The following is a 14,037-nucleotide window of genomic DNA, read 5'->3' as shown; positions in this document are numbered from 1 at the left end:
CCAAGCGGCGGCGCCCGTGGGCACGCGCGGCGTGTCCGTTTCGATGCGGCTGCCGATGCCGCTGTTCACGTCACCGTGTGCTGTGTGCGGACGCCCTCTCATGCCTTGCCCTCTCCGCCGCTCCGGCCCACTCCTGCCAAGTGCTCGCGCTCGCCACCCCCGGCACCGCCCGGGGCCCAACTGGGGACGCGGGCGGTGCCCGAGGTCCGTGCGGTCCAGTGGCCCGGGACGTGGGCCTCGGCCGGGTGGGAGAACGGGAGGGGGGCGCCTGCGTCGTCCATAGCGTCTCGGCGGACCGGGCAGTGCGAGACGATGTCGAGGTAAATGCTGTGAAATGCCGTGATGTTCTGTTCGACGGTGAAGAGCTCGAGAGCCCGCGCGCGGGCCGCGGCTCCGAGGCGTTCACGGCGCCCGGAATCGCGCAGCAGGGCCACGCACGCCTCGGCGAGCGCTCGCGGATTGCGGGGCGGGACGACGAGCCCGGTGCCGCCGATGACCTCGACGACCGCGCCCACGTCGGTCGACACGGTCGCGCGTCCGCAGAGCATGGCCTCGACCAGGCTGACCGGGAAGCCCTCGACGACGCTGGAGAGGACGACGACGCTGCCCGCGCCGTAGACCTCGGCGAGGTCGGACGTCTCGGGCTCGCCGAACTCCTCGAAGGAGACCGGGTTCTCGCCGACGGCGTGGATCCCCGTGGCCTCGTCGGGGAAGAGCTGCGCCGCCAGCGCCTTGCAGTGCCCGAGATAAAGCTCGGCCTCACGGCCCGCCTCGCTGTCCGTCGGGCCGCTCGCCGGGCTGCTCGCCGGGCCGGCCACCGGCATCGCCCCGACGATCCGCAGCCGCGCCTTCGGTTCCTCCTTGCGGATCTCCGCGAACGCGTGCAGGAGGGAAATGAGATCCTTGGCCGGTTCGACGCGTCCGACCCAGACGAGGGTGTCCGGCTCTCCCGGCTCCTCGCGCTCCCCGACCTCGGCGAAGCGGGACGCGTCCATCCCGGGGTGGACGGTGCGCATCTTGGCGCGGTCGGCTCCGCACCGCTCCTGCCAGCGGCGGGCGTGCGCGTTGCCCGGGGTGATCACGGTGGCCTGCCGATAGACCTCGGCGGCGAGCAGCCCGTGGAAGGAGGCGAGCAGCGCCCGCACCGGCGCGCTCAGTTCGGCGTCCCCCGCGGCGATGTACTGGGCCCTGAGCCGCACCCCGTACTCGGTGACGAGCAGCGGCACGCCGAAGAACTGTTTGGCGATCAGGCCGGGCAGGGCGGCGGCCCCGCCCGAGGTGGCGTGACACAGGTCGACCGAGCCGAGCCTGTCCCCCCGGGCCCCGGTCGCGTCATCCTCATGACGATCGAAAGGACGGTCGACGTACCAGTCGAGCGAAAGAGGGCGCAGGGCGCGCTCGATGTGCCCGGCGCAGGCGAGCAGATCGGGCACGCGCGCCGTACGGGTGGCGCGCAGGGCACCGGGCGCGCGGCAGGCGCGCTCCAGGATGCGTACGGCCGCCTCGGAGCGGAGCGCCACATGGAGGGAGCCCTCGTCGCGGGCGAGTTCGGCGAGCCCGTACAGAGCTGTGGCGAAACGGTCCGCCTCCTGTGGCGAACCCCCCGACACGCCCGTACCGTCCCCGCCACCTACGCCACCTACGCCACCTGGGCCGCCTACGCCACCTGTGCCACCCGCGCCGCCCGACTCGGGCCCCGTGCCGCGGACGACCGCCGCCGCCAGCTCCTCGTACAGCGCAGCGAACCGGCGCCGCGCGCGCCGCCCGAGTGGGCCGCCGCGCACCCCGCCCCCGCCCGCCGCGCTCCCCGTGCCGTTCGTCCACAGGCGTGCGGTCCGCACCTGGCTTACCTGCGGCGGCAGTTCGAGCAGGCCCGCCTCCTCCTGCTCCTGGCAGCGGCTGAGCGCGTAGAGGTCGAATTCGTGCTGCGCGAGCCCGCGCACGAGCCGGTCGCACCAGAGTCCGGTCTCACCACCCACATACGGGTAGCCACCTTCTGTCAGCAGTCCGATGCGCACGAGCACACCCCCGATCTCCCGTCTGGGGAGCCGCCGTTGACCGGCGGCTCACAGCGGGACGAACGTATGCGGACATGCCGGTGGTGCGATGGACGGTTGTCCATCGCACCACCAGAAGGGGTGAACGGCCGTGACTTTCCCGCGCGCGTGACGTTCAGTCGCGCTAGGGGGTTGAACCGCTACAGACAGCTACACTCTGTCAATCCTTGGGAAAGACCCAGGGGTTCGGCTTGCACGTGATGCCGTCGAGGCTGAGGAACTTGGTCTGCTGCTGCATGACCGGCGCGAGCGCGCCGTTCCGCGAGCAGGACACGTGGTTGTGGCCGAGCCGGTGGCCGACCTCGTGGTTGATGAGCATCTGCCGGTAGGGGTAGATGGCTTCGTCGTGCAGCACGTCGTCGTACGTCTTCGAACCCTGGGCCCACCGATAGGCGTTGATCATGACGCGGTCGGTGGCGGCGGAGTCGCACGACACGTTGTCCTCGGTCGTGTCGAGGCCGGACTTGGCGCACCAGGTGGCCGTGGTCCCGGGGCTGGCGAGGGTGATCACGAAGCGCGGCTCGCCCTTGGAGACGCGCTCGAAGGTGCGGGCTCCGTCGTGGGCCCAGCTCCGGTCGTCGTTCAGGGTCTTCTGGACCGCCTGCGCGAACAGCTTGCCGTCGAGCCCGAGGCCCTTCTCGACGTCGACGCGGTAAAGAACCTTGTCCGCTCCGGGCTTGGGAGCCTTGTCGGTGCCGGTGATCGTCTCGAAGTCCCCCGAGCCCTTCATGTTCGCGGCCAGCGGGTACTTCTCGCTCATCTTCTGCGCGTACGTCGCCGGGGCGGCCCGCGCCGTCTGCGACGGGGTCGCCCGGTCGTCGGAGCGCGAGGCCGAATCGGTGTGGGAGCGGGGGCCGTCGGCGGCCTGTGCCTGCGCGTCGCCCGCGGCGGCGCCGTGCTTGTCGGTGACCTGTCCGGCGACGACGACCGCGAGCACGGTGGTGACGGCCGCGGCGGCGATGCCGGTATAGGTGAGGCCCCGGCCGCGCTTCTCACGCTCGCCGCCGCCGTCCGGATCGGCCTGCGGATCCGGGGCCGTCCCCGGATCCGCCGCGCCCACGCCCGATCCCGCTCCGGAGCCCGCTCCCGAAGACGAGGGCGAGGAGGAGGACGAGGGCGAGGGCGAGGAGGAGGGCGCCGCCGCCTCTTCGTCCCAGTCGGTGACGGACGCGTACGGATCCCTCGACGACGAACCCCTAGGATTCGCGGGATTCGCGGGATTCGCGGGATTCGCGGGATTCGCGGGATTCGCGGGATTCGCGGGATTCGCGGGATTCGCGGGATTCGCGGGACTCGCGGGACTCGCGGGGCTCGTGCGGGATTTCGGAACCTTGGGAGTCTGCCGAGTCTGCTTGTCGAAGGCGTCGACGTACTCCTGGCGAGGCCGCTGCCGAGGCAGGACCGGCGACCCGGCCGGCGCCCGGAAGCCGCGCCCGCCGCCCTCACGACCGGGCGTGCCCCAGCCGCCGCCCGGCTCCCGCTGCTCGGGGTGGCCGCCGCGGCCGCGCGGCACCTCGGTCCCCGCGGACGTGTGCGACGGGGCCGAGGACTCCCCGGGCGGCGGCCCCGCGGGCGCCTTGCGCCGCCGCCCGGTGCCCGGACGCGCCGGGCCGGGTACGCCGGAGTCGCGGGGCTCCCCCGTCCGCACGGCCGCTGCCGGTGCTTCAGGTATGTCGACGCTCTCGGCGCCGTCTGCCGGTCCTCGGCGGCTGTGCCGTCCCACTGGCCGCCTCAGCTCCCCTGCTCCGTAGTACTGCCTGTATCTCCGGCACGGCTCGCGTGCCCCGTACTCACTGTATTTCCGTTCGCGACGCCGGCCGACCGGGCCGGAAGGTCACGCTCCCCCTTCAACGCCTCGGCGTCCGCGACAAGTTCCCGGAACGCCGTCGCGACCCTCTCGGGGTACTCCATCATGGCGACATGCCCCGCGTCCGGGAGCGTGAGAAGGCGTGAGTCGCGGAACGTGCGCGCCGCGCGCGCCGCCATCCGGTACGAGACGAGCTGGTCGCGCCCCCCGTAGATGAGGAGGGTCGGCGCGAGCACCCGCTCGGCCTGGCGCCAGAGCCCGTGCTGACCGCCGAGCGTGTAGGCGTCCACCACCCCGCGCGCGGAGCGGGCCATCGCGTCCCAGAAGTACGGGAGTTGAAGCCGTCGTTCCATCTCCTCCACGGCGGCCCGGAAGCCCTCCGGGGAGACCCGGCCGGGGTCGCCGTAGCAAAGGGCGGTGACGCCGCGTACGCGCTGCTCCGCCGTCCATTCCTTCGTCAGGCGCGTGAAGAGCGCGGCCACGCCGGGGACGGCGAGAAGCCCGGTCGGCAGGGCGGTGCGCTGCACCCGGAGTTCGGGCAGGGCCGGCGACACAAGGGTCAGCGTCCGTACGAGGTCGGGGCGGACGGCGGCGACGCGCGTCGTGATGGCGCCGCCGAGCGAGTTCCCGAAGAGGTGGACCGGGCCGCGCCCTTGCGCGTCGAGGTAGCGGATGACCGCGCGCGCGTGCCCGGTCACCGAGTAGTTGCCGTCGTCCGGCGGCGGGGAGTCGCCGAAGCCGGGGAGGTCGAGTGCCTCGCCGTCCACGCCGTCCTCGAGCAGCGGCATGAGCGCCGACCAGTTCTGCGAGGAGCCGCCGAGACCGTGCACGTACAGGGCGGGCGGCAGCCCCTCGCGCGTGCCCGGCCGGGACCGGACCGAGAGCGTGAGCCCCGGCAGAGCGACCGAGCGGAGCCGCTCCCCCTCCGCGACCTTGACGGTGCCCGGTCTGGGTACCGCTGCGGCGATGACGGGAGGCACGCGCGGCGAATCGGTCGAAGACATGCGGCATATGTTACGAGACGATCACGCAGGGGATCGTGTGTTCGCTGTCACAGACAGCTCATAGTTCTAGCCAAAGCTCAGCCGCTGCTCTATTCGCATCGCATCGCGCCGCATCAGGGTGTCTCCTACGCTCGAATCAGGGCACCCGCCCACTCAAGGAATCAAGTGAGGAAGGGAGCCGTTCATGACAGTCGACCCCGATGAGCCCGAGACCTTCGCGGCTGACGAGCCCCAGGAGATCGATGTGGAGGCGCCGGAGGCGGACATCGCCGAGCAACTCACGGAGGTCTCGCCCGGCGAGGACGACGCACCGCGGGCGACGGCCGCCCCGGACACCGCCGACGAAGGAGACCGGGCGGAGCAGGCGCGGGTCGTGGCTCTGGACGAGGACGACTATCGCTAGCGACCGAGGACGAGATCGGCGGCCATGAGGGCAACTATCGCTAGCGAGCGAGGACGCGATCGGCTGCCATCGAGGGCGACGATCGGTAGCGATCGTTGGAGGCCGGTCGGCGGTTTGCGCCGCTTTGCGTGTGTAGCGTCCCCGTTCGTTGCCTGTGCGTGGGACACACACGGCTTTCACAGTCGTCCGGTCCATGAAATTCTGCGCTCGCACCGCGCACATCCTGGTTACCCAAAAGTACGATGACGGCGCGGCGCACACCGCGCACGGACGATTTTGGGAGGCGGCGTGACAGCCATCGAGCAGACGGAGGCAGCGCGCCCCAAGGGCACGCGCCTGCCGCGCCGAGCCCGACGCAACCAGCTCCTGGGCGCGGCCCAGGAGGTTTTTGTCGCACAGGGGTACCACGCGGCCGCGATGGACGACATCGCCGAACGGGCCGGGGTCAGCAAGCCCGTGCTCTACCAGCACTTCCCCGGCAAGCTGGACCTTTATCTGGCCCTGCTCGACCAGCACTGCGAGTCGCTGCTCCAGTCGGTCCGCACGGCCCTGGCCTCGACGACGGACAACAAGCAGCGCGTCGCGGCGACCATGGACGCGTATTTCGCGTACGTCCAGGACGACGGCGGGGCGTTCCGCCTCGTCTTCGAGTCGGACCTGACCAACGAGCCGGCCGTGCGCGAACGCGTCGACCGGGTCAGCCTGCAGTGCGCCGAGGCCATCTCGGACGTGATCGCCGAGGACACGGGCCTGTCCAAGGACGAGTCGATGCTCCTCGCCGTGGGCCTGGGCGGTGTCTCCCAGGTCGTCGCGCGCTACTGGCTGTCCAGCGCGAGCCCTGTCGAGCGTGAGAAGGCCGTTCAGCTGCTGACGTCACTGGCCTGGCGCGGTATCGCCGGGTTCCCGCTGCACGGCGCGGACCAGCACACGGACCAGCACACGGACCAGCACTAGAGCGGCCCTGAGAACGGGTTCACACCCGCCCCGCGCTTTGTTCCCGTATCGCTGTTCGCTCTTGGCGTGCAGCCGCGGCGTCAGGTGTCTCGCCTCACCGGGCTAATGTTTGCTGCGTACGGCGCGCGGTCGTCCGCGCACATCACGGATCGTCGGAGGGACAAGGCCGTGGAGGTCAAGATCGGCGTGCTGCACACGCCCCGCGAGATCGTTCTGGAGAGCGGCCAGCCCGCCGAGGAGGTCGAGAGCGCGGTGGCCGAGGCGTTGTCCGGCAAGGCGCAGCTGCTCTCCCTGACGGATGAGAAGGGCCGCAAGGTGCTGGTACCGGCCGAGCGCCTCGCCTATGTGGAGATCGGCGAGCCGTCGGTGCGCAAGGTGGGCTTCGGCCCCCTGTAGCGCGCGGCAAGCAGTACAAGGCAAGAACAAGGCAAGTACGAGGAAGGGCCCGGCGGCATCGCGCCGCCGGGCCCTTCCTCGTTTTCACGTACGCACGTATGCACGTATACGCGTGTTCACAGGACACACACAGAGAGGGCGCGGAGGAGGATTGCGTTCCGGGTGCCAGGGGTAGACCGGGTAGGACCGATTTGCACCAACTGGCAGCGCGGGAGGGACCCTCACCATGCTTCTCGAAGCTCTCGGCTCCGCACTGCTCGGCCTGGCCCTCGCATGGGCCGCGGGCCTGCGGATGCCCCACCGCCTCCCGTCGCGCGCGCTCGTGCTCGCGACCGGGATCACCGGCGCCCTGTTCGGGGCGTTCATCACGCACAACGCGCTGGGCGCGGGCCACGTGCTCGCCACGCTCGTCGGCGCGCTCGTCCTGTCGGCGGCCCTGCTGTCGCTGCTGCTCCGCCCCACCCGGGGCAGAACTCATCAGCTGAGCCCGAACCCGTAGCGGTAGCGGTCCCTGAGAGTTACGCGGCGAGGCCCAGGGCCGCCATCCGCTTGGTGTGCGCCTCGGTGATCCGCGAGAACATCCTGCCGACCTCGGCGAGGTCGAAGCCGTCGGCCACGCCTCCGACCAGCATCGTCGACAGGGCGTCGCGGTCGGCGACCACCCGCTGCGACTGGGACAGGGCCTCCCCCATCAGCCTCCGGGCCCACAGGGCGAGGCGCCCGCCCACGCGCGGGTCCTTCTCGATCGCGGCCCGCACCTTCTCCACGGCGAACGAGGCGTGCCCCGTGTCGTCGAGCACGGCGAGCACGAGGGAGCGGGTGTCCGAGTCGAGCCGGGCCGCGACCTCCCGGTAGAAGTCACTGGCGATCGAGTCGCCGACGTACGCCTTGACCAGGCCCTCCAGCCAGTCCGACGGGGCGGTCTGGCGGTGGAAGCCGTCGAGGGCGCTGACGAACGGGTCCATCGCGTCGGTCGGCTCGACACCGATCGCCGACAGGCGGTTGCGCAACTGCTCGAAGTGGTGGAACTCGGCGGACGCCATCTTCGCGAGCTCCGCCTTGTCGGCAAGGGTCGGCGCCAGCTTCGCGTCCTCCGCGAGCCGCTCGAACGCCGCCAGCTCCCCGTACGCGAGCGCGCCAAGGAGGTCGACGACGGCGGCGCGGTAGTTCTCGTCCGCGGCCGCGGTGGCCCAGTCCTGGGCGGCGATCCCGGTCACGGCGGGGGTCGCTTCAGCGGACGGCTTGGCGTTGTCAGGCGTCTCCATGAAGCGCACAATAGCCCGCTCCACGCCCCCGGTAAGTCCCTGGTCAAAGAGTGTGACGACGGCTACGTGACCAATTCGGCCATCGCGCATGCGTGTTTCCGGGGTATGGTGGTAAAGAGCCCGCCGCGTGCAAGTCCGATTCCTGGCGCTTGCGCGTACTCGCGACGGGCCGCACGAATGAGGATGCCCGGTCGGAGGCCCGATCGGCTCCGACCCGACAGCCCTCCGGCTCGTCCGTCACACGACGTACGGCACGAGGAGGGGCCCTCAGCGGCACGAGCGCTCGAGCGTCGGCAGTGGTCCCGCGTCAACCGGTCCACCCGCACAGTGCACCCGCACCGTGCGGACCGAGGCCGGCGTACCACCGGCACGGTCACGACCCCCGCGTTCGCCTCGCACCGCACCTCACAGAAGAGGCAGCACCCTGACTACGCAGACTTCCACGTTCCGACAACTCGGCATCCTGTCCGAGACCGCCGAAGCCCTTGAGGCCGTCGGCATTGTCAATGCTTTCCCCATCCAGGAGATGACCCTCCCCGTCGCCCTTTCGGGCTCGGACGTCATCGGCCAGGCCAAGACCGGCACGGGCAAGACGCTCGGCTTCGGCCTGCCGCTCCTGGAGCGCGTCACCGTCCCCGCGGACGTCGAGGCGGGCCGGGCCAAGCCCGAGCAGCTGACCGACGCACCGCAGGCGCTCGTCGTCGTCCCCACGCGCGAGCTGTGCACGCAGGTCACCAACGACCTCCTCACCGCCGGCAAGGTGCGCAACGTGCGCGTCCTCGCCATATATGGCGGTCGCGCCTACGAGCCCCAGGTCGAGGCCCTGAAGAAGGGCGTCGACGTGATCGTCGGCACCCCGGGCCGCCTTCTCGACCTCGCCGGGCAGAAGAAGCTCAACCTCTCGCACGTCAAGGCGCTCGTGCTCGACGAGGCCGACGAGATGCTCGACCTGGGCTTCCTGCCCGACGTCGAGAAGATCATCAACCACCTTCCGGCCAAGCGCCAGACGATGCTGTTCTCGGCGACCATGCCGGGCGCCGTCATCGGCCTCGCCCGCCGCTACATGTCGCAGCCGACGCACATCAACGCCACCTCGCCGGACGACGAGGGCGCGACCGTGCGCAACACCGCGCAGCACGTGTACCGCGCGCACAACATGGACAAGCCCGAGATGGTCGCCCGCATCCTGCAGGCCGAGGGCCGCGGGCTGACGATGATCTTCTGCCGCACCAAGCGGACCGCCGCCGACATCGCCGAGCAGCTGCAGAAGCGCGGCTTCGCCTCCGGCGCCGTCCACGGCGACCTCGGGCAGGGCGCGCGCGAGCAGGCGCTGCGCGCGTTCCGCAACGGCAAGGTGGACGTGCTCGTCTGCACCGACGTCGCCGCGCGCGGTATCGACGTCGAAGGTGTGACGCATGTCATCAACTACCAGTCGCCGGAGGACGAGAAGACGTACCTCCACCGCATCGGCCGCACCGGCCGCGCGGGCCGCAAGGGCATCGCGATCACGCTGGTCGACTGGGACGACATCCCGCGCTGGCAGCTGATCAACAAGGCGCTCGACCTGAAGTTCAACGATCCGGTCGAGACGTACTCCTCCTCGCCGCACCTCTTCGAGGAGCTGAGCATCCCGGTCGGCACCAAGGGTGTCCTGCCGCGCTCGGAGCGCACACGCGCGGGGCTCGGCGCCGAGGAGATCGAGGACCTCGGCGAGACCGGCGGGCGGGGCGCGTCGCCGCGCGGCGGCCGTGGCGGGCGCTCGGGCGACCGTGACCGTGACCGTGGCCGCGACCGGGACAACGGTCGTGACCGCGACCGGGATCACGGCCGTGATCGTGACCGTGACCGTGACCAGGAGCGTTCCACCCGTACGCCGCGGCGTCGGCGCCGGACGCGCAATGGCGAGCCCGTTGCCGCGACCCCGGAGACGACCGCGACCGCCTCGGCGCCCGCCGAAGCCGCTGCCGGTGCGCCGGTGACGCCTGTCGCGCAGGACGCGACGGAGCCCCGTACGCCGCGTCGCCGTCGCCGCACGCGCGGTGGCGCGCAGACCTCCGTCGCTTCGGCTGCCCCGGTCGCTTCAGCTGCCCCGGTCGCAGCGGCTGCCCCGGTCGCTACGGTGGCTCCGGTGGCGGAGCCCGAGTCGGTCGTCGAGGCCGAGGCCCCGGTTGCGCCGCGTCGTCGTACGCGCAAGAAGGCGGAGACCGTCGTCGAGCAGGCCTCCGCGCCGGCCGTCGAGACCATCGAGGCCGTCGAGGCGGAGGCCGCCCCGGCCAAGCCGCGTCGTACGCGCAAGAAGGCGGAGGCCGCTGTCGACACGGCGGAGGCCGTCGAGACGAAGCCGACCCGTACGCGGAAGAAGGCCGTCGCCGCGGCTCCGGTCGAGGAGGCGGTCGCCGAGACCGCCGAGGCCAAGCCGAAGCGCACCCGCAAGAAGGCCGTCGCCGCCGCCCCGGTCGAAGAGACCGTCGCGGAGGTCACCGCACCCAAGCGCACGCGCAAGAAGGCGGTTGCCGCCGCCCCGGTCGAAGAGGCGGTCGCCGAGACCGCCGAGGCCAAGCCGAAGCGCACCCGCAAGAAGGCCGTCGCCGCCGCCCCGGTCGAGGAGACCGTCGCGGAGGTCACCGCACCTAAGCGCACGCGCAAGAAGGCGGTTGCCGCGGCTCCGGTCGAAGAGACGGTCGCCGAGACCGCCGAGGCCAAGCCGAAGCGGACCCGCAAGAAGGCCGTGGCCAGCGCACCGGTCGAGGAGGCTGTCGCCGAGACCGCCGAGGCCAAGCCGAAGCGGACCCGCAAGAAGGCCGTCGCCGCCGCCCCGGCGGAGGAGGCCGCGCCGAAGCGGACCCGCAAGAAGGCCGTGGCAGCCGCCCCGGCCGAGGAGGCCGCACCGCCCAAGCGGACCCGTAAGAAGGCCGTCGCGAAAGCCCCCGAGGCCTGATCGGTAGCGCTGTACCGCTGTACGGGCTGAAAGCCCGGCCCCCGCATTCGCCGGGGGCCGGGCTTTCGTCATACCCCCTACGCGCCCGCGAGCCCCGCACCGCGTACCCTCACCGGCATGAGCAGGCCCCCGACCTTCACGCCGCCGCCGGGTACGCGCGCCCACACCCTGCGCACCGCCCGCGGTGACTTCGCCGCGCTCATCGGTGAGCCGGCGTCCGGTGCGGTGCGGGGCACCGCGCTGCTGCTGCCGGGCTTCACCGGCAGCAAGGAGGACTTCATCGCGCTGAACGAGCCGTTGTGCGCGGCGGGGTACCGCACGGTGGCGGTGGACGGCCGGGGCCAGTACCAGACCCCGGGCCCCACCGACGACGAACGCCCGTACGCGCCGGCCGAGTTGGCGCGGGACGTGCTCGCGCAGGCCGCGACGCTCGGCCCGGCGAAGGTGCATCTCCTCGGGCACTCGCTCGGCGGCCTGATCGCCCGCGCCGCGGTCATCGCCGACGCGGCCCCGTTCGCGTCGCTGACGCTGATGTCGTCGGGCCCGGCGGCGGTCGCCGAGGCGCAGCGGCAGCGGATCGGGCTGCTCCGGGACGCGCTCGCCGCCCTCGGCATGGCCCAGGTGTGGGAAGCCATGCGGGCGCTCGACGCGGCCGAGGACGTCGTGGACGTACGGGGCGACGAAGACGCCCTGCGCCAGCGCTGGCTGAGCAACAGCCCGGCGCAACTCATCGCCACGGGGCGGCAGTTGCGTACCGAACCGGACCGGGTGGCGGAGCTGGCCGCGGTCGCGCCGCCGGTGCACGTGCTGTCCGGTGAGCGGGACGACGCCTGGCCGGTGCCGCTGCTCGACGAGATGGCGCGGCACCTCAAGGCGAAGCGCACCGTGATCCCCGGCGCCGAGCACTCGCCCAACACCGATCGCCCCGCCGAGACGGCAGCGGCGCTCGCGGCCTTCTGGCACCACCACCCGGCCGCCTGACCGGCACACCCGGCCGCCCGGCCGCCCGGCCGCCCGGCCAGCACACCCGGCCGCCCGACCAGCACACCCGGCCACCCGACCGGCACATCCGGCCGCATACTCGGCCCGCACGCCCGTCACGCGCCGCATCCGCACCCTCACGCTACCGCCAGGTAATTAGGCGCCCGAAAATTTTCTTTAGCGTAGGGAATGTTTGTTGGAGGCAACTCGTTGGCACCTACAGAACGCGGGGCACTCTAGCCCCGCAATCCACTCTTAACGGCCAGGCAACCGCCTGGCCGTACGGCAGGGCGAGGCTGTTGTCCTACGCCCTGCACCAGTAGTTCTCCTTCAGGAGGATCACCAGACGAAGGGAGAAGCCCTTGCGCTTCGAAATCATGCGACTCGACGACGTCGACGGCACCGCCGTGGACACCACCGTCGTGGACGCCGCCTCCGTCAACCGGATCGTTCAGCAGGCCGCCGCCATAGGGCAGCGCCTCTACATCCGCCCGGCCGAGTCGTCCGCCTCGTAACGGCGTAGCGACACCACACTCCGAAGCCCCCGTACGCACACGGCGTACGGGGGCTTCGTGCTGCGCGGCCCGCCGACGGGGCTCAGCTGTTCTGGATCACCTGCGTCACACCGTTGATGATCTGCTGCACGGCGATCGCCGAGAGCATCATGCCCGCGAGCCGGGTCACCAGGACCACGCCGCCGTCCTTGATGATGCGGATGATCACCAACGAGTAGCGCATGACGAGCCACAGGACGACGTGGATGGCGATGATCGCCGTCCAGACGGAGAGCTGCGTCGTGACCGAGTGGGCCTTCTGGACGGCGAGGATCACGGAGACGATCGCGCCGGGCCCGGCGAGCAACGGCATACCGAGCGGAACGAGGGCGACGTTCACGTCCTTCGTCTGCTGGGGCTCGTCGGTCTTGCCGGTGAGCAGGTCGAGCGCGATCAGCAGAAGCAGCAGACCGCCCGCGATCATCAGAGCCGGGACCGAGACGTGCAGGTAGTCGAGGATCTGGTGGCCCAGGACGCCGAAGACGGCGATGACGCCGAAGGCGACGCAGACCGCCTGGAAGGCCATTCGCTTCTGGACCTTGGCGGGGCGGCCCGCGGTGAGGGCGAGGAAGATCGGGGTGATTCCGGGGGGATCCATAATGACGAAAAGGGTGAGAAAGAGGGATCCGAAGACGGCGACGTCGAACACAGTGGGGGCTTGCCTTGCGGAGTTGAGCGCGGCTGGAGGGCGCGCGCGAGCTGAGCGGAAGGGGAGAAGACCGGGCGTACCCGGAGAGAGGGTCAGGCGCGGGGTCCGCCGGCGCCCGGGACCGGGAAGGCCCCCGTGGCGCGGCGCGTGATCTCCCCGTAGACCTCGGGGTCGGTCGTGTACTCGCCGAGCACACAGGTCTTGCGGCTGCCGTGGTAGTCGGAGGAGCCGGTGGTGAGCAGGCCGGTGTCGGCGGCGAGGCCGCGCAGCCGGTCGCGGGTGGCGGCGTCGTGGTCCATGTGGTCGACCTCGATGCCGTCGAGGCCGGCCGCGGCCAGCTCGGCGATGGCCGACTCGGGGACCGTCCTGCCGCGCTTGGCGGCGCCCGGGTGCGCGAACACGGTGACCCCGCCCGCGGCCTTGACCAGGCGGATCGCCTCGAAGGGGTCCGTCTCGTGCTTCTCGGCGTAGGCGCGGCCGCCGTCGGCCAGCCACCGGGGCGTGAAGGCGTCGGAGACCGTGTCCACCACGCCGAGTTCGACGAGCGCGGTGGCGATGTGCGGGCGGCCGACCGAGCCGCCCGCGGCGATCCGGGCGACCTGGTCCCAGGTGACGGGGGCGCCGAGCTCGTTCAGCCTGGCGATCATCTTCTTGGCGCGGGGGACGCGGTCGTCGCGGACCAGCTCGCGCTCGGCGAGGAGGCCGGGCTCCTCGGGGTCGAAGAGGTACGCCAGCATGTGCATGCCCACACCGTCGAGACGGCAGGAGAGCTCGGCGCCGGTGACCAGGGTCAGCCCCTCAGGGAGCGCGGCGATCGCCTCGGCGTGGCCACGCGTGGAGTCGTGGTCGGTGAGCGCCACGACGTCCAGACCGGCCGCCGCCGCGTTCCGCACCAGCTCGGCCGGGGTGTCCGTACCGTCGGAGGCGGTGGAGTGGGTGTGCAGGTCGATGCGCACGGCTGCGTACTCCTCCGGACTCGGACGGGGCTGGGTTCCAGTACCCCGCTCAGGCGGAGGGGGACGCTCCAGG

The 14,037-nt window shown here is 71.7% G+C and carries 13 protein-coding genes; 7 read left to right on the top strand and 6 right to left on the bottom strand.

Annotation, left to right across the window (positions count from 1 at the left end; all coding sequences use genetic code 11):
• Positions 1 to 98: 98 nt before the first annotated feature.
• The 3 genes from ACH4RC_RS12085 to ACH4RC_RS12075 form a co-directional block, all read right to left on the bottom strand.
• Entirely contained in the window at positions 99 to 2,018 is a 1,920-nt protein-coding gene (locus tag ACH4RC_RS12085; RefSeq protein WP_398198679.1) for a DUF3492 domain-containing protein, read from the bottom strand.
• Between the two features lie 199 nt (positions 2,019 to 2,217).
• Complete coding sequence (locus ACH4RC_RS12080) at positions 2,218 to 3,117, bottom strand: DUF3152 domain-containing protein (RefSeq protein ID WP_398198677.1); 900 nt, start codon at positions 3,115 to 3,117, stop codon at positions 2,218 to 2,220.
• Positions 3,118 to 3,788: 671 nt separating this feature from the next.
• Positions 3,789 to 4,868, bottom strand: coding sequence for an alpha/beta fold hydrolase (locus ACH4RC_RS12075; protein ID WP_398198674.1), 1,080 nt, complete (start codon positions 4,866 to 4,868; stop codon positions 3,789 to 3,791).
• 184 nt (positions 4,869 to 5,052) lie between these two features.
• Between ACH4RC_RS12075 and ACH4RC_RS12070 the strand changes: the two genes are divergently transcribed.
• The 4 genes from ACH4RC_RS12070 to ACH4RC_RS12055 all read left to right on the top strand — a co-directional run bounded on the left by ACH4RC_RS12070 (position 5,053) and on the right by ACH4RC_RS12055 (position 7,120).
• Positions 5,053 to 5,271: a hypothetical protein gene (locus ACH4RC_RS12070; protein WP_398198672.1), complete on the top strand. Its 219-nt coding sequence runs from the start codon at positions 5,053 to 5,055 to the stop codon at positions 5,269 to 5,271.
• Between the two features lie 288 nt (positions 5,272 to 5,559).
• Entirely contained in the window at positions 5,560 to 6,225 is a 666-nt protein-coding gene (locus ACH4RC_RS12065) for a TetR/AcrR family transcriptional regulator (RefSeq protein ID WP_398198669.1), read from the top strand.
• A 168-nt stretch (positions 6,226 to 6,393) separates the two neighbouring features.
• Positions 6,394 to 6,621 carry a DUF3107 domain-containing protein gene (locus ACH4RC_RS12060; protein WP_361064504.1) on the top strand — a complete coding sequence of 76 codons (228 nt, stop codon included), beginning with the start codon at positions 6,394 to 6,396 and terminating at the stop codon, positions 6,619 to 6,621.
• 226 nt (positions 6,622 to 6,847) lie between these two features.
• Positions 6,848 to 7,120, top strand: coding sequence for a hypothetical protein (locus ACH4RC_RS12055; protein WP_398198666.1), 273 nt, complete (start codon positions 6,848 to 6,850; stop codon positions 7,118 to 7,120).
• Positions 7,121 to 7,139: 19 nt separating this feature from the next.
• Here ACH4RC_RS12055 and ACH4RC_RS12050 read toward each other — a convergent pair whose 3' ends face one another.
• A complete protein-coding gene (locus tag ACH4RC_RS12050) occupies positions 7,140 to 7,895 on the bottom strand; it encodes a ferritin-like fold-containing protein (protein ID WP_398199182.1) in 756 nt (251 codons plus the stop codon).
• Between the two features lie 517 nt (positions 7,896 to 8,412).
• Between ACH4RC_RS12050 and ACH4RC_RS12045 the strand changes: the two genes are divergently transcribed.
• The 3 genes from ACH4RC_RS12045 (at position 8,413) to ACH4RC_RS12035 (ending at position 12,320) form a co-directional block, all read left to right on the top strand.
• Complete coding sequence (locus ACH4RC_RS12045; protein ID WP_398198664.1) at positions 8,413 to 10,824, top strand: DEAD/DEAH box helicase; 2,412 nt, start codon at positions 8,413 to 8,415, stop codon at positions 10,822 to 10,824.
• 117 nt (positions 10,825 to 10,941) lie between these two features.
• The gene (locus ACH4RC_RS12040) at positions 10,942 to 11,805 is read left to right on the top strand and encodes an alpha/beta fold hydrolase (protein ID WP_398198660.1); all 864 of its coding nucleotides are present in this window, start codon (positions 10,942 to 10,944) and stop codon (positions 11,803 to 11,805) included.
• 362 nt (positions 11,806 to 12,167) lie between these two features.
• Positions 12,168 to 12,320, top strand: a complete 153-nt coding sequence (locus ACH4RC_RS12035) for a hypothetical protein (RefSeq protein WP_181512666.1) — start codon at positions 12,168 to 12,170, stop codon at positions 12,318 to 12,320.
• 82 nt (positions 12,321 to 12,402) lie between these two features.
• On the opposite strand, the gene ACH4RC_RS12030 is transcribed toward ACH4RC_RS12035, so the two are convergent.
• Both ACH4RC_RS12030 and ACH4RC_RS12025 read right to left on the bottom strand, forming a co-directional pair.
• A complete protein-coding gene (locus tag ACH4RC_RS12030; protein ID WP_324771142.1) occupies positions 12,403 to 13,008 on the bottom strand; it encodes a MarC family protein in 606 nt (201 codons plus the stop codon).
• 92 nt (positions 13,009 to 13,100) lie between these two features.
• Positions 13,101 to 13,964 carry a PHP domain-containing protein gene (locus ACH4RC_RS12025; RefSeq protein WP_398198657.1) on the bottom strand — a complete coding sequence of 288 codons (864 nt, stop codon included), beginning with the start codon at positions 13,962 to 13,964 and terminating at the stop codon, positions 13,101 to 13,103.
• Positions 13,965 to 14,037: the final 73 nt, after the last annotated feature.

This window comes from Streptomyces sp. NPDC016845 (assembly GCF_044332585.1).
Classification (GTDB): Bacteria; Actinomycetota; Actinomycetes; order Streptomycetales; family Streptomycetaceae; genus Streptomyces.
The sequence above is the reverse complement of the archived record's forward strand: the minus strand, read 5'-3'. Positions and strand labels throughout refer to the sequence as shown.